The organism is Blautia sp. RTP21359st1_E11_RTP21359_211015, from assembly GCF_040910705.1.
GTDB lineage: Bacteria > Bacillota > Clostridia > Lachnospirales > Lachnospiraceae > Blautia_A > Blautia_A fusiformis.
The window spans coordinates 33,994-56,452 of the sequence record NZ_JBDGAB010000004.1; the positions used below are offsets into that span (position 1 = coordinate 33,994).

At 44.7% G+C, this 22,459-nt stretch carries 20 protein-coding genes, 2 tRNA genes and 1 riboswitch; of the genes, 16 read left to right on the top strand and 6 right to left on the bottom strand.

The features are described from left to right. Positions 1–45: 45 nt before the first annotated feature. A complete protein-coding gene (locus AB5026_RS02275) occupies positions 46–804 on the top strand; it encodes a hypothetical protein (protein ID WP_368212669.1) in 759 nt (252 codons plus the stop codon). Between the two features lie 105 nt (positions 805–909). Here AB5026_RS02275 and AB5026_RS02280 read toward each other — a convergent pair whose 3' ends face one another. Further along, positions 910–1,125 (bottom strand): helix-turn-helix domain-containing protein, encoded by a 216-nt coding sequence (locus AB5026_RS02280; protein WP_015524345.1) that lies wholly within the window; start codon positions 1,123–1,125, stop codon positions 910–912. A 220-nt stretch (positions 1,126–1,345) separates the two neighbouring features. Between AB5026_RS02280 and AB5026_RS02285 the strand changes: the two genes are divergently transcribed. From AB5026_RS02285 to AB5026_RS02335, 11 genes are all read left to right on the top strand, one after another. Then, entirely contained in the window at positions 1,346–2,881 is a 1,536-nt protein-coding gene (locus AB5026_RS02285; RefSeq protein ID WP_368212672.1) for a YifB family Mg chelatase-like AAA ATPase, read from the top strand. Between the two features lie 25 nt (positions 2,882–2,906). Further along, entirely contained in the window at positions 2,907–3,794 is an 888-nt protein-coding gene (gene dprA, locus AB5026_RS02290) for a DNA-processing protein DprA (protein WP_368212673.1), read from the top strand. A gap of 75 nt (positions 3,795–3,869) precedes the next feature. Further along, entirely contained in the window at positions 3,870–5,942 is a 2,073-nt protein-coding gene (gene topA / locus AB5026_RS02295) for a type I DNA topoisomerase (RefSeq protein ID WP_021651815.1), read from the top strand. A 145-nt stretch (positions 5,943–6,087) separates the two neighbouring features. Continuing rightward, entirely contained in the window at positions 6,088–6,873 is a 786-nt protein-coding gene (gene codY / locus AB5026_RS02300) for a GTP-sensing pleiotropic transcriptional regulator CodY (RefSeq protein WP_015524350.1), read from the top strand. A gap of 297 nt (positions 6,874–7,170) precedes the next feature. After that, a complete protein-coding gene (groES, locus tag AB5026_RS02305) occupies positions 7,171–7,455 on the top strand; it encodes a co-chaperone GroES (RefSeq protein WP_015524351.1) in 285 nt (94 codons plus the stop codon). Positions 7,456–7,502: 47 nt separating this feature from the next. Next, the gene (groL, locus tag AB5026_RS02310) at positions 7,503–9,122 is read left to right on the top strand and encodes a chaperonin GroEL (RefSeq protein WP_368212675.1); all 1,620 of its coding nucleotides are present in this window, start codon (positions 7,503–7,505) and stop codon (positions 9,120–9,122) included. A gap of 113 nt (positions 9,123–9,235) precedes the next feature. Continuing rightward, a complete protein-coding gene (locus AB5026_RS02315; protein WP_144093870.1) occupies positions 9,236–9,739 on the top strand; it encodes a DUF6106 family protein in 504 nt (167 codons plus the stop codon). A gap of 68 nt (positions 9,740–9,807) precedes the next feature. Then, positions 9,808–11,262 carry an IMP dehydrogenase gene (gene guaB / locus AB5026_RS02320; RefSeq protein WP_368212676.1) on the top strand — a complete coding sequence of 485 codons (1,455 nt, stop codon included), beginning with the start codon at positions 9,808–9,810 and terminating at the stop codon, positions 11,260–11,262. A 112-nt stretch (positions 11,263–11,374) separates the two neighbouring features. After that, positions 11,375–12,091: an N-acetylmuramoyl-L-alanine amidase family protein gene (locus AB5026_RS02325; protein WP_242872606.1), complete on the top strand. Its 717-nt coding sequence runs from the start codon at positions 11,375–11,377 to the stop codon at positions 12,089–12,091. A 97-nt stretch (positions 12,092–12,188) separates the two neighbouring features. Beyond that, positions 12,189–12,270: riboswitch (ZMP/ZTP riboswitch) on the top strand. Between the two features lie 86 nt (positions 12,271–12,356). Further along, a complete protein-coding gene (locus AB5026_RS02330; protein ID WP_015524355.1) occupies positions 12,357–13,070 on the top strand; it encodes an IMP cyclohydrolase in 714 nt (237 codons plus the stop codon). Between the two features lie 38 nt (positions 13,071–13,108). Beyond that, the gene (locus AB5026_RS02335) at positions 13,109–14,293 is read left to right on the top strand and encodes a phosphoribosylaminoimidazolecarboxamide formyltransferase (RefSeq protein WP_015524356.1); all 1,185 of its coding nucleotides are present in this window, start codon (positions 13,109–13,111) and stop codon (positions 14,291–14,293) included. Positions 14,294–14,458: 165 nt separating this feature from the next. Here AB5026_RS02335 and AB5026_RS02340 read toward each other — a convergent pair. Continuing rightward, positions 14,459–14,531, bottom strand: a tRNA-Gly gene (locus AB5026_RS02340). A gap of 166 nt (positions 14,532–14,697) precedes the next feature. After that, positions 14,698–15,387, bottom strand: a complete 690-nt coding sequence (locus AB5026_RS02345) for a lysozyme family protein (protein WP_059085429.1) — start codon at positions 15,385–15,387, stop codon at positions 14,698–14,700. A gap of 162 nt (positions 15,388–15,549) precedes the next feature. Between AB5026_RS02345 and AB5026_RS02350 the strand changes: the two genes are divergently transcribed. Further along, positions 15,550–16,629 carry a 3D domain-containing protein gene (locus AB5026_RS02350; RefSeq protein WP_173740021.1) on the top strand — a complete coding sequence of 360 codons (1,080 nt, stop codon included), beginning with the start codon at positions 15,550–15,552 and terminating at the stop codon, positions 16,627–16,629. 104 nt (positions 16,630–16,733) lie between these two features. On the opposite strand, the gene AB5026_RS02355 is transcribed toward AB5026_RS02350, so the two are convergent. After that, positions 16,734–16,806 (bottom strand) — tRNA-Phe (locus tag AB5026_RS02355). 130 nt (positions 16,807–16,936) lie between these two features. Then, positions 16,937–18,121: an iron-containing alcohol dehydrogenase gene (locus tag AB5026_RS02360; protein WP_015524359.1), complete on the bottom strand. Its 1,185-nt coding sequence runs from the start codon at positions 18,119–18,121 to the stop codon at positions 16,937–16,939. Between the two features lie 313 nt (positions 18,122–18,434). Between AB5026_RS02360 and AB5026_RS02365 the strand changes: the two genes are divergently transcribed. From AB5026_RS02365 to AB5026_RS02375, 3 genes are all read left to right on the top strand, one after another. Then, entirely contained in the window at positions 18,435–19,337 is a 903-nt protein-coding gene (locus AB5026_RS02365) for an NAD(P)/FAD-dependent oxidoreductase (protein ID WP_021651805.1), read from the top strand. A gap of 49 nt (positions 19,338–19,386) precedes the next feature. Further along, positions 19,387–19,686 (top strand): thioredoxin, encoded by a 300-nt coding sequence (gene trxA / locus AB5026_RS02370; protein ID WP_021651804.1) that lies wholly within the window; start codon positions 19,387–19,389, stop codon positions 19,684–19,686. Between the two features lie 102 nt (positions 19,687–19,788). Further along, positions 19,789–21,612: a DUF6020 family protein gene (locus tag AB5026_RS02375; RefSeq protein WP_368212678.1), complete on the top strand. Its 1,824-nt coding sequence runs from the start codon at positions 19,789–19,791 to the stop codon at positions 21,610–21,612. On the opposite strand, the gene AB5026_RS02380 is transcribed toward AB5026_RS02375, so the two are convergent. Then, positions 21,609–22,289 (bottom strand): Crp/Fnr family transcriptional regulator, encoded by a 681-nt coding sequence (locus AB5026_RS02380; protein ID WP_059085432.1) that lies wholly within the window; start codon positions 22,287–22,289, stop codon positions 21,609–21,611. The two genes, AB5026_RS02375 and AB5026_RS02380, sit on opposite strands and share 4 nt — an antisense overlap. Positions 22,290–22,459: the final 170 nt, after the last annotated feature.

Sequence of the window (22,459 nt, forward strand, 5' to 3'; positions counted from 1 at the left end):
ACAAGAAGGGTTTCCTGTATGCTATAGTAAACAGAGGTAATGCAGATGAGAAAAAACAAAAGAAGAAAAAAACGGCTGAGAGCAGTTCTGATCCTGTTGATCATTCTGTTTATTCTGGCAGGACTTGGAGGGATGCTGTATGTTTCCCACAGGGATAAGGTGGAAAAAGAACAACGAAGAGAGGCCGCATTGGCTGCATTGGACAGTATTCCGGAGGTGACAGCAACTCCGGCAGCAACAGCAACACCGGTTCCGACAGCGACACCGACACCGTCATTGACACCGGTCCCGACAATCCTTCCGGCATTTGAACCGGAAAATTATCAAGGGATCTGGTACAGCGAAGACGGGCTGACAACGATCGATATTTATGATATCAGTCTGAAATCTGTTTCCTTTACCTATAAGAGAGTGAATGGAAAAGATCCTTCCATGACCGCAGAAGCAGATGTGACTGCAGAGGTAGCAGGAAATGCCACACAGTTCCGTTTTAAGGATTCCGAAGGGAATAAGGCAAAAGGAGAGTTTGTTTTCGATAAAAGTGGTGAGCTTTATGTGAAGGTAAAAACATATGAACGGGGAGATGGATCTCTGACCTATCCGAAAACAGAGTCTATTATGACCCGGCAGGAGCCATCCCTGGAAGTATCCGAAAATTCCGAAGAAGATGCTTCCTATAATGAAAGCAACGAAAATTCCTATGAACAGGAATCCTACAGCGAAAGCAGTGAAGATTCTTCTGATGAGAATACAGAAGAATATGAGATTCCCCACGGAGAAGAAGAAACCTATTATACGGAATGATCAAAAAAAATAAAACACGGTAAAATAAAGAATCCCCGGATTTTGGCAATCAGGGAATCCCGATACAGGAATTCCCGAAACTGTTCCACATTTCCGGGGATCTCTTTATTTGATCATTTTTTTGCGGTCTGTGCGGCCGACGAGATAATCGATGCTGGTGTCGTAATAATTTGCCAGCCGGATAAGCATTTCGATAGGAATATTACGGGATCCCGTTTCATAATGGGAATAAGAACGCTGACTGATATGAAGAATCTCACTTAATTCTCTCTGGGACAGATCCGCGTCTGTACGTAAATCCTGAATACGCTGAAATTTCATTGTGCTCACCTCTTCTTTCTATTGAAAGTATAAAACAGAACGAAATGCACCCTTGCAAAAGAGAGCAAAATGGACTATACTAAATTTATTATCTTCTAAAATTCAGAAAATGTCTATCTGAAAATTCCCTTGTTTTTAACCAATGCGGATTTCGAATATCCGCCTGACCTGAAAAGACGAAAAGATGGAAGATCGGGATCCGTTTTTTTCGCAGAAAGGAATGTATTTGTTTGCGAGTGTTTTATCAGCAGCGATCTACGGAATGGAAGTACGTGAGATCCAGGTTGAGGCAGATGTCAGTGATGGTCTGCCTTCTTTTGCTATGGTAGGATTTCCCTCTGCCCAGGTGAGAGAGGCCCAGGAAAGAGTCCGGACTGCATTTAAGAACAACCGGCTTTGTCTGCCACCAAAAAAAGTAACTGTAAATTTTGCACCTGCCGATATGAAAAAGGAAGGAGCCGGTTTTGATCTGCCTGTGGCGGCTGCAGTACTTGCGGCTGCCGGAATTCTGGAACCGGATCTTCTGGAAGGAGTTATGATCGTAGGAGAGATCAGTCTGAATGGAGAGATCCATGGGGTTGCCGGAGTTTTGCCTCGGGTGATCCGCGCAAGAGAGCTGGGCTTACGCTTTTGCGTTATTCCGGAGGAAAACATCCGGGAGGGGAATCTGGTGAAGGATATGCCGGTGTTTGGAGTAAAAAGTCTGAATGACATGATCCGGTGTCTGAGAGACCCAAACACTTATACAGCTGCGTATCAGGAAAAAGAAAAAACAGAAAACAAACCGGAAATACCAAAGGTTGATTTTGCGGACATCTGCGGGCAGGAAGGAGCCAGGCGGGCGGCAGAGATCGCAGTGAGCGGTTTTCATAATATTCTTTTTATCGGACCGCCAGGATCCGGAAAGACCATGCTGGCAAGACGTCTGCCGACCATTATGCCGGAGATGACATTTGAGGAAAGCCTGGAGATTACCAAGGTATACAGTGTGGCAGGACTTCTCACGGAAAAAGATCCGCTGATCCGGCAGAGGCCTTTTCGAAGTCCGCATCATACAAGTTCCCCTCAGGCTTTGGCAGGTGGCGGCAGGATACCGGGGCCGGGGGAGATCACTCTTGCACACAGAGGTGTTCTTTTTCTGGATGAGATGCCGGAATTTTCCAGAAAAAGCCTGGAGATCCTGCGTCAGCCGCTGGAAGATAAGGAGATCCATCTGTCCAGAGCTGCCGGAACTTATATTTTTCCGGCCAGTTTTATGCTGGCGGCAGCGATGAATCCCTGTCCCTGCGGATTTTACCCGGATATGAACAGATGTCGCTGTACATCAGGGGAGATCACGCATTATCTTGGAAAGATCAGCCAGCCTCTCCTGGAGCGTATTGATATCTGCACAGAAGTTCCGGCAGTGAGTTTTTCAAAAATGAAAAAGAAAATTGCAGGGGAATCCTCTGCGCAAATAAGAAAGAGAGTGGAAGCAGTACAGGAGATCCAGAGAGAACGTTACAAAAAGGAAAAATTTTGCTTCAATGGGGAGCTTGACGGAAGAAAACTGGAGAAATACTGTGTAATGACGGGAGGGGCAGACAAACTTCTGGAGCAGGCATATGAGCAGTTTCAATTCAGTACCAGAGCATATCATAAGATCCTGAAAACGGCCAGGACCATCGCGGATATGGAATCTTCCGAAAAGATAAAGGAAGAACATATCTGCGAGGCGTTGGCTTACCGGGCATATGACAAGAAATACTGGTCATAAAACAGAAAAAAGGAAGGTATTTTATATGGAAGAAATACAGCAAACAAGGATCCAGTGTGCCCGGAAGGACAGTAGTGTTTATCCGGCAAGACTTAAGGAACTTCCCGGTATGCCAAAACAATTATATTACATTGGAAGCTTTCCGGATGATGCCAAACCTACAGCGGCAATCGTGGGAGCAAGGCTGTGCAGTCCTTACGGACGGATACAGGCCTTTAATTACGGAAAATTCTTAAGCGAACATGGTGTACAGGTGATCAGCGGTATGGCGGCCGGCATTGATGCTGAGGGCCACAAGGGTGCTCTGGAAGGTGGTACCCCGACCTTTGCCGTGCTGGGAAATGGTGTGGACATCTGTTATCCTTCATCCAGCAGAGGTATTTACCGGAGGATCCCCGAAAAAAACGGAGGGATCATCAGCGAATATGAACCAGGTACCAAAGGCAGGGCATATTATTTTCCGGCAAGGAACCGGATCATCAGCGGACTGGCAGATCTGGTGCTTGTGGTGGAAGCAAAAGAAAAGAGCGGATCACTGATCACAGCTGCCTGTGCACTGGAACAGGGGAAGATGGTATACGCCATTCCGGGAGCAGTAAATGATGCGCTGAGCAGAGGCTGTCACAAGCTGATCTACGACGGAGCAGGAATTGCATACTCTCCGGAAATACTTCTGGATGAGTGGGGATTATCTGTGAAAAAAAAGACAAATTTGTCTGAAAAAAGCAAGTTAGGACTTGCAACGGATTTGGATTTGGTGTATAGTTGTCTCGATTTACGACCAAAAAATCTGGATCATATTATCAGAAAAACCGGTTTTTCACCGGGAAAAACAGCCGGGATCCTGGGACAGCTTATTTTGATGGGGCTTGTGAAGGAAACCGGGAGACAGTATTATATCAGACTTGAATAAATGCTTTTTTGCCCGGAGATTTAGCAGGAGTTTTTAAGCCGGACAGGAAGGCAGAATGAGATTAGGAGAGGTAAAATGGCCAAAAATCTGGTGATAGTAGAGTCACCTGCTAAAATGAAGACAGTAAAGAAATTTCTGGGGGCAAATTATACAGTAGAAGCGTCCAACGGTCATGTGAGGGATTTTCCCAAGAGCCAGTTTGGTATTGACGTGGACAATGATTTTGAACCGAAGTATATCACAATACGAGGAAAAGGTGAGCTTCTTGCAAAACTTCGTAAAGAAGCAAAAAAAGCAGATAAGATCTATCTTGCAACTGACCCTGACCGTGAGGGAGAAGCAATTTCCTGGCATCTGATGCAGGCTTTGAAGACAGATACTGCAAAGATGCACAGGATCACATTTAATGAAGTAACAAAAACAGCAGTTAAGGCGTCCATCAAGCAGGCCAGGGAACTGGACATGAATCTGGTAGATGCACAGCAGGCCAGGCGTATGCTGGATCGTATGGTAGGTTATACCATCAGTCCGCTGCTCTGGGCCAAGGTAAAAAGAGGCTTAAGTGCAGGCCGTGTACAGTCTGTGGCACTGCGTATCATCTGTGACAGAGAAGATGAGATCAATGCATTCATTCCTGAAGAATACTGGAGCCTGGAGGGTGAATTTCAGGTAAAGGGTGAGAAGAAACCGTTGACAGCCAAGTTCTATGGAACAGATAAAAAACTTCCGATCAGAAACCGTCAGGAAATGGATGAGATTCTGAAAAGTCTGGAAGACTGTAAATATGAGATCACAGAAGTAAAAAAAGGTGAGAGGATCAAAAACGCTCCCCTTCCGTTTACCACAAGTACTCTGCAGCAGGAAGCTGCCAAGACACTGAATTTTTCTACGCAGAAGACTATGCGCCTGGCACAGCAGCTATATGAAGGTGTGGATGTAAAAGGCAGTGGTACGGTAGGTCTGATCTCCTATCTGCGTACAGATTCTACTCGAATTTCAGAGGAAGCAGATGCAGCAGCAAGAACTTATATTTCTGAGCAGTATGGTTTGGATTATGTTTCTCAGACAGAGAAGGCGATCAAAAACGGACAGAAGATACAGGATGCTCATGAGGCGATCCGTCCTACAGATATTGCGAGGACACCAGTTCTGGTGAAGGAATCCCTGACCAGGGATCAGTTCCGTTTATATCAGCTGATCTGGAGACGTTTTGCGGCGAGCAGAATGGCACCGGCACGTTATGAGACCACGTCTGTCAAGATCGGAGCAGGTGAGTATGTGTTCACGGTTGCAGCATCCAAGGTTGCCTTTGATGGCTTTATGTCTGTGTACACAGAAGAAGGCGATGACAAAAAGGGCAATGTTTTAAGTCAAAGTCTGGAAAAGGGGATGGAGCTGAAGCTGAAAGAATTGAAGCCGGAGCAGCATTTTACACAGCCGCCGGCACATTACACAGAGGCTTCACTTGTAAAGACTATGGAAGAGCTTGGAATCGGACGTCCGAGTACGTATGCGCCGACCATCACAACGATCATCAGCAGACGCTATGTATCCAAGGAACAGAAAAATCTTTACGTCACAGAGCTTGGAGAGGTTGTTAATAATATTATGAAACAGGCTTTTCCAAGTATTGTGGATGTAAACTTTACAGCAACTATGGAGGGGCTTTTGGACTGCGTGGAAGCAGGTACCGTACAGTGGAAAACGGTTGTACGTAACTTCTATCCGGATCTGAAGCATGATGTGGATGAGGCTGAGAAAGAGCTTGAGAAAGTTGATATACAGGATGAGGTTACGGATGTGATCTGTGACAACTGTGGCCGCAACATGGTGATCAAGTACGGTCCTCATGGAAGATTTCTTGCATGCCCCGGATTTCCGGACTGCCGTAATACAAAACCATATTATGAGAAGATCGGTGTTGCATGTCCGAAGTGCGGCGGCGAAATTGTCATGAAAAAAACGAAAAAAGGCAGAAAATATTACGGATGTGAGAATAATCCGGAATGTGATTTTATGTCCTGGCAGAAACCTTCTGCAAAGAAATGTCCGAAATGTGGTAATTATATGCTCGAAAAGGGAAATAAGCTGGTTTGCAGCCAGGAAACCTGCGGATATGTGGAACAAAAACCAAAAGATGAAGATTGATTGAATAAATGCTTTTCCACCAATTTTCAGAAAATCCCGTTAAAAATAAAAAAATATAAAAAAGTCTTGTAAATTTCCAGAATAACGTGTAATATTAGACTAGAAAAACGATTTCTTTCAAGGTACGAAAGTGAAAGGAGGAAAAATGAGCGTTCAGTTGCTAGATAAAACTAGAAAAATCAATAAGCTTCTGCATAACAGCAGCTCAAGCAAGGTAGTGTTTAACGACATTTGCCAGGTGCTCATGGAAACCTTAAGTTCCAATATCCTGGTACTCAGTAAGAAAGGTAAGGTTCTGGGAGTCAGTATCTGCCCGGGTGTGGATGAGATCACAGAGCTGATCGATGACAAGATCGGCGGACATATCGACCCGTTATTGAATGAGAGATTTCTTGGTGTTCTTTCCACAAAGGAGAATGTCAATCTCCAGACACTTGGCTTTGAGCATGTACCCGGAAATTATCAGGGAATCGTGAATCCGATCGATATTGCAGGTGAGAGACTGGGAACGTTATTCATGTATCGCAATGATCATCCCTATGATATTGAGGATATTATCGTCAGCGAGTATGGTACAACAGTTGTTGGCCTGGAAATGATGCGTGCGGTTCATGACGAGAACGCAGAAGAAGACAGAAAACAGCAGATCGTTAAATCAGCATTCAGTACACTGTCCTTCTCAGAACTTGAGGCGATCATCCATATTTTTGATGAGCTGGATGGGGATGAGGGTATCTTGGTTGCCAGCAAGATCGCTGACCGTGTAGGTATCACCAGATCCGTGATCGTAAATGCACTGCGTAAATTCGAGAGTGCAGGTGTGATCGAATCCCGTTCATCCGGTATGAAGGGAACTTACATTAAAGTTCTTAATGAAGTGATCTTTGATGAGCTTGAGGAAATAAAAGCACAGAGAAGCAAGAAGGCATAATGTGATCAGCACTGTCAGATGCTTGATATAAGATAAAGAACGTGACAAAAGAGACTTCCCGCTAGCGTGGGAGTCTCTTTTTTGTCTGTTTCATAAAATCAAAATAAATAATGAAATTAAGAAAACAAGAGAAAACAAGAGTATAAAAGAGATAAAACCAGAATAATACAGAAAAACCATATCTTAAAAGGGTTGCGAAAATATGTGAAATTCACTAATATAGCCATAGTGATTAGCACTCGTATAAAGTGAGTGCTAGCAGGCGAAGATGGAACTTATAAAGGAGGAACATAGATCATGAAGTTAGTACCTTTAGGCGACAGAGTAGTATTAAAACAGGTTGAAGCAGAAGAGACAACAGCATCCGGAATCGTGCTTCCGGGACAGGCACAGGAGAAACCACAGCAGGCAGAGGTTATTGCAGTTGGACCTGGCGGAGTTGTAAACGGGAAAGAAGTAAAAATGGAAGTAGAAGTCGGAAATACTGTTATCTATTCCAAATATGCAGGAACAGAAGTAAAGATGGATGGAACGGATTATATTATTGTAAAGCAGGAAGATATCCTGGCAATCATTAAATAATATAAACATCTTATCGTATATCAATATAAATAGGAGGTCATTTTATCATGGCAAAAGAGATCAAATATGGCGCAGAAGCAAGAGCAGCACTTGAAGCTGGTGTAAATAAACTTGCAGATACAGTAAGAGTAACACTTGGACCGAAAGGAAGAAATGTAGTACTTGACAAATCTTTCGGTGCTCCGCTTATCACAAACGATGGTGTTTCCATTGCAAAAGAGATCGAGCTTGAGGACGGATTCGAGAATATGGGTGCTCAGATCATCAAAGAGGTTGCATCCAAGACAAACGATGTAGCTGGTGATGGTACTACAACAGCAACCGTACTTGCACAGGCAATGGTACATGAGGGAATGAAGAACCTGGCAGCAGGAGCGAACCCGATCATCCTCAGAAAAGGAATGAAAAAAGCAACAGATGTTGCAGTAGAAGCAATCAAGAACATGAGCCAGGCAATCAACGGAAAAGCTCAGATCGCTAATGTAGCCGCAATCTCTGCAAGTGATGAGCAGGTTGGACAGCTGGTTGCAGACGCTATGGAGAAGGTTTCCAAGGATGGTGTTATCACTGTTGAGGAGTCCAAGACCATGCATACAGAGCTTGACCTTGTTGAAGGTATGCAGTTTGACCGTGGATATATTTCCGCATACATGTCTACAGATATGGAGAAGATGGAGGCAACTCTTGATGATCCGTATATTCTGATCACAGATAAGAAGATCAGCAACATCCAGGAGATCCTTCCGCTTCTTGAGCAGGTTGTTCAGGCTGGTGCAAAGCTTCTCATCATTGCAGAAGATGTTGAGGGTGAGGCTCTCACAACCCTGATCGTTAACAAACTGAGAGGAACCTTCCAGGTAGTAGCTGTTAAAGCACCTGGCTATGGAGACAGAAGAAAAGAGATGCTTCAGGATATTGCGATCCTGACAGGTGGACAGGTGATCTCTGACGAGCTCGGTCTTGATCTGAAGGAAGCTAAAATGGAGCAGCTCGGACGTGCAAAATCCGTTAAGGTTGCGAAAGAGAATACAGTTATCGTTGACGGTCTTGGCGATAAAGATGCCATCGCAAAACGTGTTGCTCAGATCCGTGCGCAGATCGAGGAGACAAAATCCGAGTTTGATAAAGAAAAACTTCAGGAAAGACTTGCAAAACTGGCAGGCGGCGTAGCTGTTATCCGTGTAGGTGCTGCTACTGAGACAGAGATGAAAGAAGCAAAGCTTCGTCTTGAGGATGCTCTTGCAGCAACAAGAGCAGCTGTTGAGGAAGGTATCATCGCAGGCGGCGGATCTGCTTACATCCATGCTTCCAAAGAGGTTGCAAAGCTTGCAACAACACTTGAGGGAGATGAGAAGACAGGTGCTTATGTGATCCTGAAAGCCCTTGAGGCTCCGTTGTTCCACATTGCTGCAAACGCAGGACTGGAAGGCGCTGTTATCATCAACAAGGTAAGAGAGTCTGAGGTAGGTACAGGCTTTGATGCTCTGAATGAGAAATATGTAAACATGGTTGAAAATGGAATCCTTGATCCTGCAAAGGTTACAAGAAGTGCACTTCAGAACGCAACAAGTGTTGCATCTACACTTCTTACAACAGAGGCTGTAGTTTCTACGATCAAAGAGGATACTCCTGCTCCGGCACCAAACCCGGGAATGGGAATGATGTAATTTCAAGCAGGCAGGTAAATAATTTACAAAATGAGAGGGCCTGCGTCATGGACGCGGCTCTCTTTTTGTGTTATAATCAAAAGAAATCAGTAAATTACGAAAGGAAGAAGCAAATGAGTGACTTATATTCAGAACTTCTGGTAAAGAAGAAACAGACAGGGAAGGATCTTGCTATAAAATACGGTCTTATTGCACTGACCGTGATCATGGTTCTGGGAGGTCTGGTGCTGAATGCACTTCTTCTGGTTCCGGCTATCGCTCTTGGTGTTGCATGCTATTTTGTAATTCCGAAAACAGACCTGGAATATGAATATCTGTTTGTTAACGGGGAACTGGATATTGATATGATCATGTCCAAGTCAAAGAGGAAAAGAGTAAAATCACTTCAGCTTGCGGAGGCTGATCTTGTGGCACCTCTGAAATCCCACAGAATGGATTATTACAACGGAAATCAGAAGATGAAAACCGTAGACTTTTCCTCAGGTATTGAGGATCATAAGCGCTATGCCATGATCGTAAGAGACAGCGGAGAAACCTGCAAGGTGATCCTGGAGCTGGATGATGAACTTGCCAATACCATGAAAAATTCTGCACCGAGTAAAGTTTTTTTGGATTGACATGAATCTTGTTTTTTGTTACACTAGTTCACAAATTTAAAATATCTTACACAAAGGGAGGAAATGCAATGGGTACTATTATTGGTGACGGCATTACGTTTGATGATGTCCTGCTGGTTCCGGCTTATTCTAAAGTAATTCCGAATCAGGTTGATGTTTCAACGTATTTAACCAAGAAAGTAAAGCTGAATATCCCCATGATGAGTGCGGGAATGGACACAGTTACAGAGCACAGAATGGCAATTGCTATGGCCAGACAGGGTGGTATCGGTATCATTCACAAGAATATGTCCATTGAGGCACAGGCAGAAGAGGTTGACAAAGTTAAACGTTCTGAGAACGGTGTTATCACTGATCCATTTTATCTTTCAGCAGAGCATACACTGAAGGATGCCAATGACTTGATGGCGAAATACCGTATTTCAGGTGTTCCGATCACAGAAGGCAGAAAACTGGTAGGTATTATCACAAACCGTGATCTTAAATTTGAGACAGATTTCAGCAGAAAGATCAAGGAGTGCATGACTTCAGAAGGACTGATCACAGCTAAGGAAGGAATCACACTTGAGGATGCCAAGAAGATCCTTGCGAAATCCCGTAAGGAGAAATTACCCATTGTAGATGATGACTTTAATTTAAAAGGACTCATTACCATCAAGGATATCGAGAAACAGATCAAGTATCCGCTTGCAGCCAAGGATGCACAGGGAAGACTTCTCTGTGGTGCTGCGGTTGGCATCACAGCAAATGTGCTTGCACGTGTTGATGCGCTTGTGAAGGCTAATGTAGATGTGATCGTAATTGATTCTGCACATGGTCATTCAGAAAACATTTTAAAAGCAGTCCGCGAGATCAAGGCAACATATCCGGAGCTTCAGGTAATCGCAGGTAATGTTGCAACAGGTGAAGCTACCAAGGCTCTGATCGAGGCTGGAGTAGATGCAGTCAAAGTTGGTATCGGACCGGGATCTATCTGTACAACACGTGTTGTTGCAGGTATTGGTGTTCCGCAGGTTACTGCAGTTATGGATTGTTATGAAGTGGCTAACAGCTACGGAATCCCGATCATTGCAGACGGCGGTATCAAATATTCCGGAGATATCACCAAGGCCATCGCAGCAGGTGCCAATGTCTGCATGATGGGAAGCATGTTCGCAGGATGCGACGAGAGCCCGGGAACATTCGAGCTTTATCAGGGAAGAAAATATAAAGTATATCGTGGAATGGGATCTATCGCAGCTATGGAGAATGGCAGCAAGGATCGTTATTTCCAGGAGAATGCAAAGAAGCTTGTGCCGGAGGGTGTTGAGGGTCGTGTTGCGTATAAAGGACATGTTGAGGATACCGTATTCCAGCTGATCGGTGGTTTAAGATCCGGTATGGGTTACTGTGGAGCAGAAAATATTGAGAAGCTTAAGACAACAGGCAGATTCATCAAGATTTCAGCTGCATCTCTTAAAGAGTCACATCCACATGACATCCACATCACAAAAGAGGCTCCAAACTACAGTGTAGATGAATAATAAAGGAAAAAAAGGTAAGACCGGTAAAAAGTCACCCAGGCCGTCCCATAGCGGGCGGCCTGTTTCCGTAAAGAAAACTTCCTCCGGGTCTTCCAGAAGAAAAAAGAAGTCTTTGAGAAAAAAGAACCCGATCAAGATCCTGCAGAGGATTGTGCTGATATGTATCATTGTGATCGTTGCTTTTGCTGCGTGTGCGTTAGGATACGCATTTTTTGAGATGCGCATGGAACAGAGTGAAACTCAGTCCGGACAGGAAGAAATATCCGGGAATGCCAGCGGAAATGGCGGACCGGAACAATGGCAGGCAGAAGGAGCACCTTTTATTGATGTGGAGCTTCTGACACCGAATTCCTATTCCAGACCACAGATTTCTATGGAACAGGTAAATTATATAGCCATTCATTATACGGCCAATCCGGGATCTACTGCCGTATCCAACCGGAATTATTTTGAAAATCTTGCGACAACGCAGGACAACAAAGTCAGCAGTCATTTTGTGATAGGGTTGGAGGGAGAAGTGGTACAATGTATTCCCACTTCGGAAATATCCTATGCCACAAATTCCAGAAATGTAGATACCATATCCATTGAATGCTGCCATCCGGATGAAACAGGGCAGTTTAATACAGCAACCTATGATTCGGCGGTAAAGCTGACAGCGTGGCTTTGTACACGCTTTGGACTGACTTCGGATCAGGTGATCCGTCATTATGATGTCACAGGTAAAGACTGTCCGAAGTATTACGTGGAAAATCCCGATGCATGGATCCAGATGAAATCAGACATTGCAGCACAGATCCAGACAGATTATGCATTACAGGGGAAATAAAGTGTTATTGTTTATTTTGTGAGCAACAAGAAGTCTGGAAAAATAATTTCTGAAAATAGGGGCTTGAAAATTAAGAAGAAGTATTGTAGTATAACAGCAGAAGCTGCATGACTGGCGGAAAGTAGGATTACCTACAGGGAGTGCAGTGAAGTGAGAAGCCGACCGCCTGGGCAGCCTGATAAGGGGTGTCCAGGCGGTTTTTTGTTACCGTTCATATCCTGGGATAAGCCCCGGGCCTTACATTAGACAAGGAGGACTGTGAAAAATGACGACATTTTCACTTGAAAAAGAACTGAAAGAAAATTCCTATCCGGGAAGAGGAATTGTGATCGGACGTTCCGCTGACGGGAAACATGCAGTTACTGCATATTTTATTATGGGAAGAAGCGAGAACAGCAGAAACCGTATTTTTGTTGAGGATGGGGAAGGAATCCGTACACAGGCTTTTGATCCATCCAAGCTTACAGACCCGAGCCTGATCATTTATGCACCGGTACGTGTCCTTGGAAATAAGACCATCGTAACAAACGGTGATCAGACAGATACGATCTATGAGGGAATGGACAGACAGCTCACCTTTGAACAGTCTCTCCGCAGCAGAGAGTTTGAGCCGGATGCGCCGAACTATACACCTCGTATTTCAGGTGTTCTTCATGTTGAAGACGGTAAATTCAATTATGCGATGTCTATTTTAAAGAGCAATAACGGAAATCCGGATTCCTGTCTTCGTTATACATTCGCCTATGAGAATGCGGCGGCAGGACAGGGACGTTTTATCCATACTTATAAATGCGATGGAAATCCACTTCCAAGTTTCGAGGGAGAGCCGAAGCTGGTAGAGATCCCAAGCGATATTGATGAGTTTACGGATCTCCTCTGGAAGAGCCTGAACCAGGATAATAAAGTTTCTCTCTTTGTTCGTTTTATTGACATTGAGACAGGAAAATATGAATCCAGGATCGTAAACAAGAATAAATAAGAAAATAGGGATATCACAGAGAACGGAGGAGCTTTTTCATGAAAGAATTACAGTTAAAATACGGATGTAACCCAAATCAGAAACCATCAAAGATCTATATGGCAGATGGAAGTGAGCTTCCGATCCAGGTACTCTCCGGAAGACCAGGATACATCAACTTCCTGGATGCCTTTAATGGCTGGCAGCTGGTACGTGACCTTAAGAAAGCAACCGGACTTCCGGCAGCAACTTCATTTAAGCATGTATCTCCGGCAGGTGCTTCCATCGGACTTCCGCTGAATGAGACACTGGCAAAGATCTACTGGGTAGATGATATGGACTGGAAGAATTTTTCCCCGCTTGCATGTGCGTATGCAAGAGCAAGAGGTGCAGATCGTATGTCATCATTTGGTGATTTTATTTCTCTTTCTGATGTCTGCGACAAAGATACCGCAATGCTGATCAAGAGAGAGGTTTCTGATGGTGTGATCGCACCAGGATATACAGAGGAGGCTCTTGAAATTCTGAAGCAGAAGAAAAAAGGCAATTACAATGTGATCCAGATCGATGAAAACTATGTACCGGAACCTTTGGAGCACAAACAGGTATTTGGAGTCACCTTTGAGCAGGGCCGCCAGGAGCTGGCAATTGATGATGCGCTGATCTCCAATATTGTAACAGAGAATAAAGAGCTTACGGAAGAAGCCAAGAGAGATATGAAGGTTTCTCTGATCATCCTGAAATATACACAGTCCAATTCCGTATGCTTTGTTAAGGATGGACAGGCTATCGGCGTTGGTGCAGGACAGCAGTCCCGTGTACATTGTACACGCCTTGCAGGCCAGAAAGCAGATAACTGGTACCTCCGTCAGTGCCCGAAGGTACTGGAGCTTCCGTTTAAAGACACGATCACACGTGCGGAGAGAGATAATGCCATTGATGTTTACATTGGTGAGGAATATATGGATGTCCTTGCAGATGGTGCATGGGAAAAGACATTCACAGAGAAGCCGGAAGTGTTCACAAAAGAAGAGAAGAGAGCATGGCTGGATGGTCTTACCGGCGTGACACTGGGATCCGATGCATTCTTCCCGTTCAGTGATAATATCGAGCGCGCATATAAGAGCGGTGTAAAATATATTGCAGAGCCGGGTGGATCTGTACGTGATGACGCAGTTATCGATACATGTAATAAGTATGGAATGGTGATGGCATTTACAGGAATCCGCCTTTTCCATCACTAAAAGATGCATGCCTTGGCCATGATATGCAGCTGAAATAAAAGATAAAAAATATAAAGTCCCGAATCTGAATTTCTGGAAAAAAGAGATCAGACTCGGGACTTTTTGATCGAAAAAGGATAGTTTTAAAAATGAAAAAAGAACTCTGAAAAACTCAGAGTTCTGAAGAGCGATAGACGGGGCTCGAACCCGCGGTCTCGACCTTGGCAAGGTCGCGCGTTACCAACTACGCCACTATCGCATATGCCTTATCGCTTCACATATTTCCCTCAGCGACAAGACATATATTAGCATAGATTTTATATTCTGTCAAATGTTTTTTGGAATTTTTTTGAAATTATATACAACATATAAAGTTTATTCCAGACATCTGAAATAGAACTTGTATATGACAATATTTCGCTGGTTTATGAGTTATTGTCTAAGTGGTAATAGCGCAAAACATGATCCGGATAGTATTGGTCACCATAGTCCCATGGACCGGCAGGATCATGAAGGGGATCATCTTCATCACGTTGTGTGCCGCCGCTTGCCATCTGAGCAAAGGCCTGAGCACTTTGGGCCGTCCACACAGTTTGACCGTTTTCTTCCAGATAAGCAAAATAGGAATCGGCTCCGAAATTGTATGCCTGCAGAGCCAGACGGATCTTGGAAAGATCAGTCGGACCGGTACAGCCGGCTTTATCCAGAGCATATTTCAGCTCCTGGATGCCACAGGAAATAGAGTAAGAAGGATCTGTGATACCATTGGGCTGCTGAGGATATCTGGTGTTGTAGGCTCCTTCTGAGGACTGCATGGGATCGGTACCCTGTCCGGAGCTTTCCTGCATCATCACAGCCAGGATCAGGTCTACATACTTGGACATATCATATTGTGCTGCTTCGCTGGAGACCTCATCGCGATAAGCTTCACAGGCTGCATTGATCTGATGGGCTTCCTCCTGCCTGCCGGAAAATTTGGAAAAACGCAGAAGGATACAGCCCACGATCAGCAGAAAAAGACATGTCAGAAAGATCTTCTGCCTTCGCACCTGCTGTACACGGAGTTTGTGGCGCTGTTTTTTAGTAAGGGTTGGTTTCTTGTGTTTTATATTCATATAAGTATTGTATCCGTTACGGATAGATTTGACCAGTTAAAAAATATGATCTTTTTGTTAAAAATTTCTGAAGACTGTCCTGTGAAATTGCAAAATATGATCTGATATGCTATGATAGTCGGGACAAACCGTAGAATGCCGGAATAAAGGAGGCAAGATTTCATGCGAAAAAAGCTTCTGGCAGTTATTTTATGTGCTTCTATGCTTTTCCCTGCATCCGTATCAGCAGAGGTATTGGGATATGAAGCAACACTGGATACATATACAAAGGAGAAAAAAACACCTCAGCAGTTTCAGATCGATGATGGGGCGGGAAACACAGTAAATGTTTTGGCGAAGAGTGATACGCTTTATGTTACAGCGAAAAATACGGAAATCCGGTCCAATCCGGGAGACAGTGGTACAGAGCTGCGTTCTGTGATCCTGGGAACGAAACTTGAAAGAGTTGCAGTCTGTGACAATGGCTGGAGCAAGGTGACCTTCCAAAAGAAAGGTGAGGACAAGATCATCGGTTATGTTTCGGACAGCGTGCTCAGTGATATGGAGATCGTAAATAAATTTACGGATACAGTTACAGCGGCACAGGACAGTGATATCCTGGATTATCCCGGCAAGAAGGACGGAGAGGTTGTAGGAGAGGTCCTTCAGGATGATGAGTTGAAAAGAACAGGTACGGTAGATGCTATCTGGAGCAGGATCGTTTACACAGATGACAGTGGTTCAGATCACGTCGGCTATATTCCGACCAGCTGTCTGGAAGGTTATCAGGCTACGGAAGTGGCCAAGGCAGAGCAGGAAAAGAATACAAAAGCAGGATCCCTTACCAAGAGTTCCGGGGAGGGCGTTTTTGCGGATGCGGTGGATGGTGTAACTTCCACAGGTGGTTCCGGAAGTACCGCAGCTGGCGTACAGATCGGAACGCCGGTATCAGTATCTTCTGACGCGACACTGAAACCACTGGGAACATTCCGGATCACGCATTATTGTCCGTGCAGCATCTGCTGCGGACCATGGGCGAATGGAATTACTTCCACAGGAGTAACGGCCACTACCAACCGTACGATCGCAGTGGATCCGAGTCAGATCCCATACGGTTCCAAAGTAGTGATCAATGGACAGGTTTATGTTGCAGAGGACTGCGGAGGAGCGATCCGGACCAATTGCATTGATGTATATGTGGCAACACACTCCGAAGCAGAGCAGAAGGGCGTGTTTTATACAGAAGTTTATTTGCTTCAGTGATCAGAAAAAGACTGCTGTAGATTCCACAAGGGATTTGCAGCAGTTTTTTGTATAAAAAAACTCTGACCAGCAGAGGCTATTCTGCGATCAGAGTAAAAAAATAATGCCCAGAGCCGGAATCGAACCAGCGACACGAGGATTTTCAGTCCTCTGCTCTACCAACTGAGCTATCTGGGCATGTCTCTTTCGAGTACTTTGTTACTTTAACACATTTATGTAGAGAATGCAAGGAAAAAATAAAAAAAGCAGATGTTTTTCTGAAAAATCTGATTTTCAAAAAAACATCTGCAATATTATGGCTACAGATTTATCTGGCAGCAAGATAGATTTTTTCCATATCTTTCATGTTAAGCTGTTTGAACACACCGATGGTACGGGTGTCTTCAAAGCTGCATTTAAACGCCAGATCATGGATCTCCTTTTCTGTAAGATCAAGACCAAGCTCATGAAGGCTGGTAGGCATCTGGATGGAACGGAAATAATCTTCCATGGCTTCTATGCCGGCAAGAGCAGTTTTGTTGAAGTCGGTACTGCAGGGAATGTCAAAGATATTGACTGCAAACTGGGCAAAGCGTTCCGGATTTGCATCATAAACGTAACGTGCCCAGCTTCCCCACAAAGCGGCAAGACCGGCTCCGTGAGCCACATCGTAGGTGCCGCCCAGTTCATGCTCCAGCTGGTGACAGGCCCAGTCACCACCGCCGGTTCCGCAGCCGGTAAGTCCATTGTGGGAAAGACTGCCGGCCCACATGATCTCTGCCCGTGCAGTATAATTATCCGTCTCCTTCATCAGGATCCGGGAGTTATAGATCACGGTCTGCATCAGAGATTCGCTGATACTGTCGGTGATCTCCATGGTTTCGATATTTACAAAGTACCGTTCCATAGTATGCATCAGGATATCCACACAGCCGCTTTCGGTCTGATATTGCGGCAGGGTATAGGTGAGGCGGGGATTTAAAATAGCAAAACGTGGGCGGCACAGATCGTTGCGGGCACTACTCCGTTTCAGCCAGCCCTCTTCATTGGTGATCACACAGGATCCGCTCATTTCACTTCCGGAAGCTGCGATCGTCAGGATAACGCCTACAGGAAGACAGGCTTTTGGGGTTTCGGTGCGGAGAAAAAAGTTCCATACATCTGTATCCGGATTGGCAAGTCCATAGCCGATGGCCTTGCAGGAATCAATAACGCTGCCACCGCCAACAGCCAAAAGAAAATCAACCTGTTCTTTGCGGCAAAGCTCAATACCCTCACGTACCTTGGAGAGACGGGGATTGGGAACCACACCGCCAAGAGTGACATAGGAAATTCCAGCTTCATCCAGAGAAGATCGGATCTCATCGATCAGACCGGAGCTTACTGCACTGTGGCTGCCATAATGGATCAGTACTTTGCTGCAGTTCTGCTCTTTTAGAACAGTGCCGATCTTAAGGTGTGTATCTTTTCCGAAAATAACCCGGGTAGGGGTAAAATATTCAAAATTTCTCATAGAGATTAGGCTCCTTTTTATGATTCATGATCTATTGATAAATATAAGGAATCCGTTTCCTTACAGGTCAAGCAGATATTTATGATCCCGCAGGGGGTATCATCTTGATTCATTTAATTGGTTTAAAGTCGTTATAATAATAGCATAGAAGAGAAACAGACGCAAATAAAAGCTATTGAAAAAAAGGTGTAATTTTGGGGGAATGTGGTATAATGACTTCTGTGAAGGAAAAGTGACCTGATCACAGAAACAGACCAATGCGAAGCGTATATTATAGAACAGATCCAAACGAAGAAGAAAGCAGGTGTCTGAAATGGAGAATATCATTATCATAGGAGCAGGTCCGGCCGGGATCTCGGCAGCACTTTATGCGGCAAGAGGAAATATGGATCCGCTTATCATAAATACAGGGATCGGTTCACTGGAAAAAGCGGAGAAGATCGAGAACTATTACGGACTGGAGCAGCCGCTGTCCGGCAGAGAGCTTTTCGAAAGAGGTCTTGCCCAGGCAAGAGCACTTGGAGTACGGATCCTGGATGCCCAGGTTGTGGGAATGGGTGGTTTTGATACTTTTGAGGTGAAAACTACCGCAGGAGATTTTGAGGCACGCAGTGTGATCCTGGCAACCGGAAGCAGGAGAGCTTCTGCCAGGATTCCGGGAGTAAAGGAATTTGAGGGAAAAGGTGTCAGCTACTGCGCAGTATGTGACGCATTTTTTTACAGAGGAAAAGAAGTGGCAGTGCTTGGAAACAGTGATTTTGCTCTTCATGAAGCAGAAGAACTTTCCCATACCGCTTCCCGTGTGACGATCTTTACAGATGGAAAGAAACCGGAATTTTCAAGAGAAAATCCGCTTCCGGTTAACACCATGAAGATCCAGGCGATCGAAGGGGATGAGCGTGTTTCCGGCATCCGCCTGAAAAGTGATGTGTCCATGCAGGAAGCAGGTACCGGAGCAGATTCTTTTGTGCCGGCAGAGGGAGTCTTTGTAGCACTTGGTACAGCCGGAAGCTCGGAGATGGCCCGCCAGATCGGAGCGGAACTGAATGAAAAAGGAAATATCCGGGTCAATGAAGAGATGGAGACTACAGTTCCGGGACTGTATGCAGCAGGTGATTGCACCGGTGGACTTCTCCAGGTGGCAAAAGCTGTTCATGACGGTGCCCAGGCAGGACTTTCCGCCTGTCAGTATGTGCGGAAGCTTCTGAAGGCGTAAGCATAAGCTGATACTAAAAATAAATACAGGATCAAGGAGGAATTTTATCATGGCAAAAGTTTTTACAACAGACAATTTTGAAACAGAGGTATTAAAGGCAGAAAAGCCGGTACTGGTAGATTTTTGGGCAACCTGGTGCGGACCATGCAGACGTCAGGCTCCGGTCGTGGAAGAGCTTGCAGAAGCCGGATATGAGGTTGGCAAGGTTGACGTAGACAAAGAGCCATCACTGGCACAGCAGTACAAGATCATGAGTATCCCCACACTGCTGGTATTCAAAGAAGGAAAAGAGACCGCACGTTTTGTGGGACTGACATCAAAGACAGAGCTTGAGGCAGCGCTTCAGTAACCAAAACAGAAAACAGAAAAAACAGATACAGCTCTGGGAACCGAAATGGTTTCCGGAGCATTGTTGGTTTACTGAAAATTTTAGACAAGGGTTAATAAAAATATGGATGAGAAAATAATAAAAAAGAATGCAGTGCCTGTGATCGCGGCAATGATCACAGCGCTGGCCTTTTCTTTTACGGGCCTTCCAATGGATGGAAATACTTCTGCAAAAAAAATGAGCGATGTTTATAATGGATTGGGATGCATGAGCTTGCTTGCATGGATCCTGCTTCTTATTTTATACGTGAAAGGATGGGAGGGCTACCGGAAATACAGAAACTGGCAGGCACATGTTTTGGCAGTGATCTTTTCGGCGGGAATGCTTCTTGGAACTTCTTATTTTACAAATGGAAGCTGGGATTTTCTGTTTGGCGCAAAGAAACAGATCCTGATCTCAGCCGGATGCTTTATAGGATTTTATATTATCTGTGATATGGGAATCACTTATTTCTGGAGGATTCCTGAGATGGAGTTTTTCCGAAAGGCCTGCGGGCGTATCCCGGCCAGAGAGGAAGAAGTAATGTGGTTCCGCCTGGCAAAGATATCTATGATCATTGGATGGACACCGTTTATCCTGGCATTTCTCCCAGGTTCGATCCCGGCAGATGGATTTCGGCAGCTGGATGTATTTTTGGGAGCTATGCCGCTGGACAATCATCATCCATGGGTCCTGTCGATGATCATGGGTGGACTGCTGACACTTGGAAAAACTATCTGGTGTTATAATTTTGGAGTATTTCTGATCGTCATTGTGTTTACTTCTGTGGAAATCTGGTGTTACAGTGCGGTAGTCCGCTATCTGTACAGATGGAAGGCTCCAAAATGGATACTTTTTGGTACTGTTCTGCTGTTTGCATTTGTTCCCATATTTGGAAGCTATGCCCAGGCAGTGATCAAAGACGGATTGTATACGGCAGTCATTACTTTGTATTTTGCAGTGTATATAGATATTTGTCATTCCTTTTCCAAGAGAAAGGCAGTATATTTATTTCTTCTGGGAATCAGTGTTTGTCTTACCCGAAATAATGGCATTCATCTGGTCCTGCCTTCTTTGATCCTTTTGTTTTTCTTCTTGGTAAAGGGTGCGAGGAAATATGCATTTATTGTGGCTGTCTGTGTTTTTGCCTGCTATCTGGGCGTAGAAAAGGGGGCAGCACCTGCCCTTGGCGTGGCACCTGGATCCCGATGTGAAATGCTTTCGGTACCGTTTCAGCAGACTGCCCGATATCTGAGAGAATATCCGGATGATGTAACCGCAAGTGAGAAGAAAGCGATCAACAGGATCCTGGATTATGATGTTCTTGCCGAGAAGTATAATCCGGAACTGTCGGATCCTGTGAAAATTACATTCAGGTTCAGAGATGATGATAATGATCCTAAATTGGATGGATACATGAAAGATTATTTTAAAGCCTGGTTTGCCATGTTCCGTCGTCATCCGGGAGTATATATCCAGGCGACATTGAATAATATCTACAGTTATAATGATCCGTTCCATATGGGAAGAGGACAGCAGGGCGTGTACCGGTTTTACATAGATAAACTGTATCAGAAAAAATCCGGGATCGATGTCAGCTATGTGGGCCCAAAAAAGATCCAGTATCTATTCAGGCTTTATGATGAATTATGGATGCGTGCACCTGGGCTGGGACTTATCTTAAGTGCAGGAACGTATACCTGGCTTACTCTGTTGCTGATGGGGTATCTTCTGGTGAAGAAGCAATGGAAAAAACTTCTGATCTTTGCCATACCGGTGCTGAATATACTGATATGTCTTGTGTCTCCTGTAAATGGGATGATCCGTTATATGTGGCCAGTAATGACTATTATGCCGATGCTGTTCTGGTGGATCCTGCAGCCGGCACCTAAAACATCTTCAAATTAAAAAGTATTCATCATTTCATAAAGACGTCTTTTATCCAGAATACGGATCGATCCCCGTGAGATCTGGATAGAGCCGTCTTTATTCATTTTTTTAAGGCTGCGGCTGACAGCTTCTCTGGCACTTCCGATGGAGCGGGCGATGGCTTCCTGTGTGAGAGCGAGCTCATCGGAACCGGTATCTGCAGCTTCATCCAGAAGAAAGGCTGCGATTCTCTGAGTCAGGGTCATAAAAAATGTCCGTTCGATTCCTGCGATCACATCTGAGAAATGTTCAGTTGTCCGTTTGTAGATGAAATTTTCCAGATAGATATTGTTTTTCATCAGCCGGGAAAAAGGAACTGCCGGAAGCAGAAGCAGATCACAGTCTGTTTCTGCATCGATCTGTACATCAAATGTAATGGCAGAAAGCATGCAGGAGGCGGAAAGAGTGCAGATGTCACTGTCCCTTAAACGGTACAGGGTAGCCTCTTTTCCCTGAGCGGACAGTAGATAAACACGGAGAACTCCATTCAGAAGAAAAAGAGTTCCTAGGCACTGGCGCTCTTCAGACTGTATGGCAGCACCTGCCGGGTAATGAAGCTCGCGAATGTTATCAAGAAGAAAATTCCGATCTTCTTCCGTCATATGTTCCCAGAAGGGAAACGCCTGAAAATAATTCAGACAGCTGTTTCGATCCATAAAAAGATTACTCCTTTATAAAAATATATAGTACTCATTTTAACGCTGTTTGGATGGAAATACAACAAAAACGGCATTTTTGCGGCAGGAGGGAAATCCCTGTTTGTTACTGTTCACTCCGTTCTCAGCAACACGCTTCGCGATGCACAGAATTTATGCTGATCGCATAA

Coding starts and splice junctions, on each gene's coding strand:
- AB5026_RS02275 (WP_368212669.1), top strand. CDS start 46: ATGAGAAAAAACAAAAGAAGAAAAAAACGGCTGAGAGCAGTTCTGATC.
- AB5026_RS02280 (WP_015524345.1), bottom strand. CDS start 1,125: ATGAAATTTCAGCGTATTCAGGATTTACGTACAGACGCGGATCTGTCC.
- AB5026_RS02285 (WP_368212672.1), top strand. CDS start 1,346: ATGTATTTGTTTGCGAGTGTTTTATCAGCAGCGATCTACGGAATGGAA.
- dprA (WP_368212673.1), top strand. CDS start 2,907: ATGGAAGAAATACAGCAAACAAGGATCCAGTGTGCCCGGAAGGACAGT.
- topA (WP_021651815.1), top strand. CDS start 3,870: ATGGCCAAAAATCTGGTGATAGTAGAGTCACCTGCTAAAATGAAGACA.
- codY (WP_015524350.1), top strand. CDS start 6,088: ATGAGCGTTCAGTTGCTAGATAAAACTAGAAAAATCAATAAGCTTCTG.
- groES (WP_015524351.1), top strand. CDS start 7,171: ATGAAGTTAGTACCTTTAGGCGACAGAGTAGTATTAAAACAGGTTGAA.
- groL (WP_368212675.1), top strand. CDS start 7,503: ATGGCAAAAGAGATCAAATATGGCGCAGAAGCAAGAGCAGCACTTGAA.
- AB5026_RS02315 (WP_144093870.1), top strand. CDS start 9,236: ATGAGTGACTTATATTCAGAACTTCTGGTAAAGAAGAAACAGACAGGG.
- guaB (WP_368212676.1), top strand. CDS start 9,808: ATGGGTACTATTATTGGTGACGGCATTACGTTTGATGATGTCCTGCTG.
- AB5026_RS02330 (WP_015524355.1), top strand. CDS start 12,357: ATGACGACATTTTCACTTGAAAAAGAACTGAAAGAAAATTCCTATCCG.
- AB5026_RS02335 (WP_015524356.1), top strand. CDS start 13,109: ATGAAAGAATTACAGTTAAAATACGGATGTAACCCAAATCAGAAACCA.
- AB5026_RS02345 (WP_059085429.1), bottom strand. CDS start 15,387: ATGAATATAAAACACAAGAAACCAACCCTTACTAAAAAACAGCGCCAC.
- AB5026_RS02350 (WP_173740021.1), top strand. CDS start 15,550: ATGCGAAAAAAGCTTCTGGCAGTTATTTTATGTGCTTCTATGCTTTTC.
- AB5026_RS02360 (WP_015524359.1), bottom strand. CDS start 18,121: ATGAGAAATTTTGAATATTTTACCCCTACCCGGGTTATTTTCGGAAAA.
- AB5026_RS02365 (WP_021651805.1), top strand. CDS start 18,435: ATGGAGAATATCATTATCATAGGAGCAGGTCCGGCCGGGATCTCGGCA.
- trxA (WP_021651804.1), top strand. CDS start 19,387: ATGGCAAAAGTTTTTACAACAGACAATTTTGAAACAGAGGTATTAAAG.
- AB5026_RS02375 (WP_368212678.1), top strand. CDS start 19,789: ATGGATGAGAAAATAATAAAAAAGAATGCAGTGCCTGTGATCGCGGCA.
- AB5026_RS02380 (WP_059085432.1), bottom strand. CDS start 22,289: ATGGATCGAAACAGCTGTCTGAATTATTTTCAGGCGTTTCCCTTCTGG.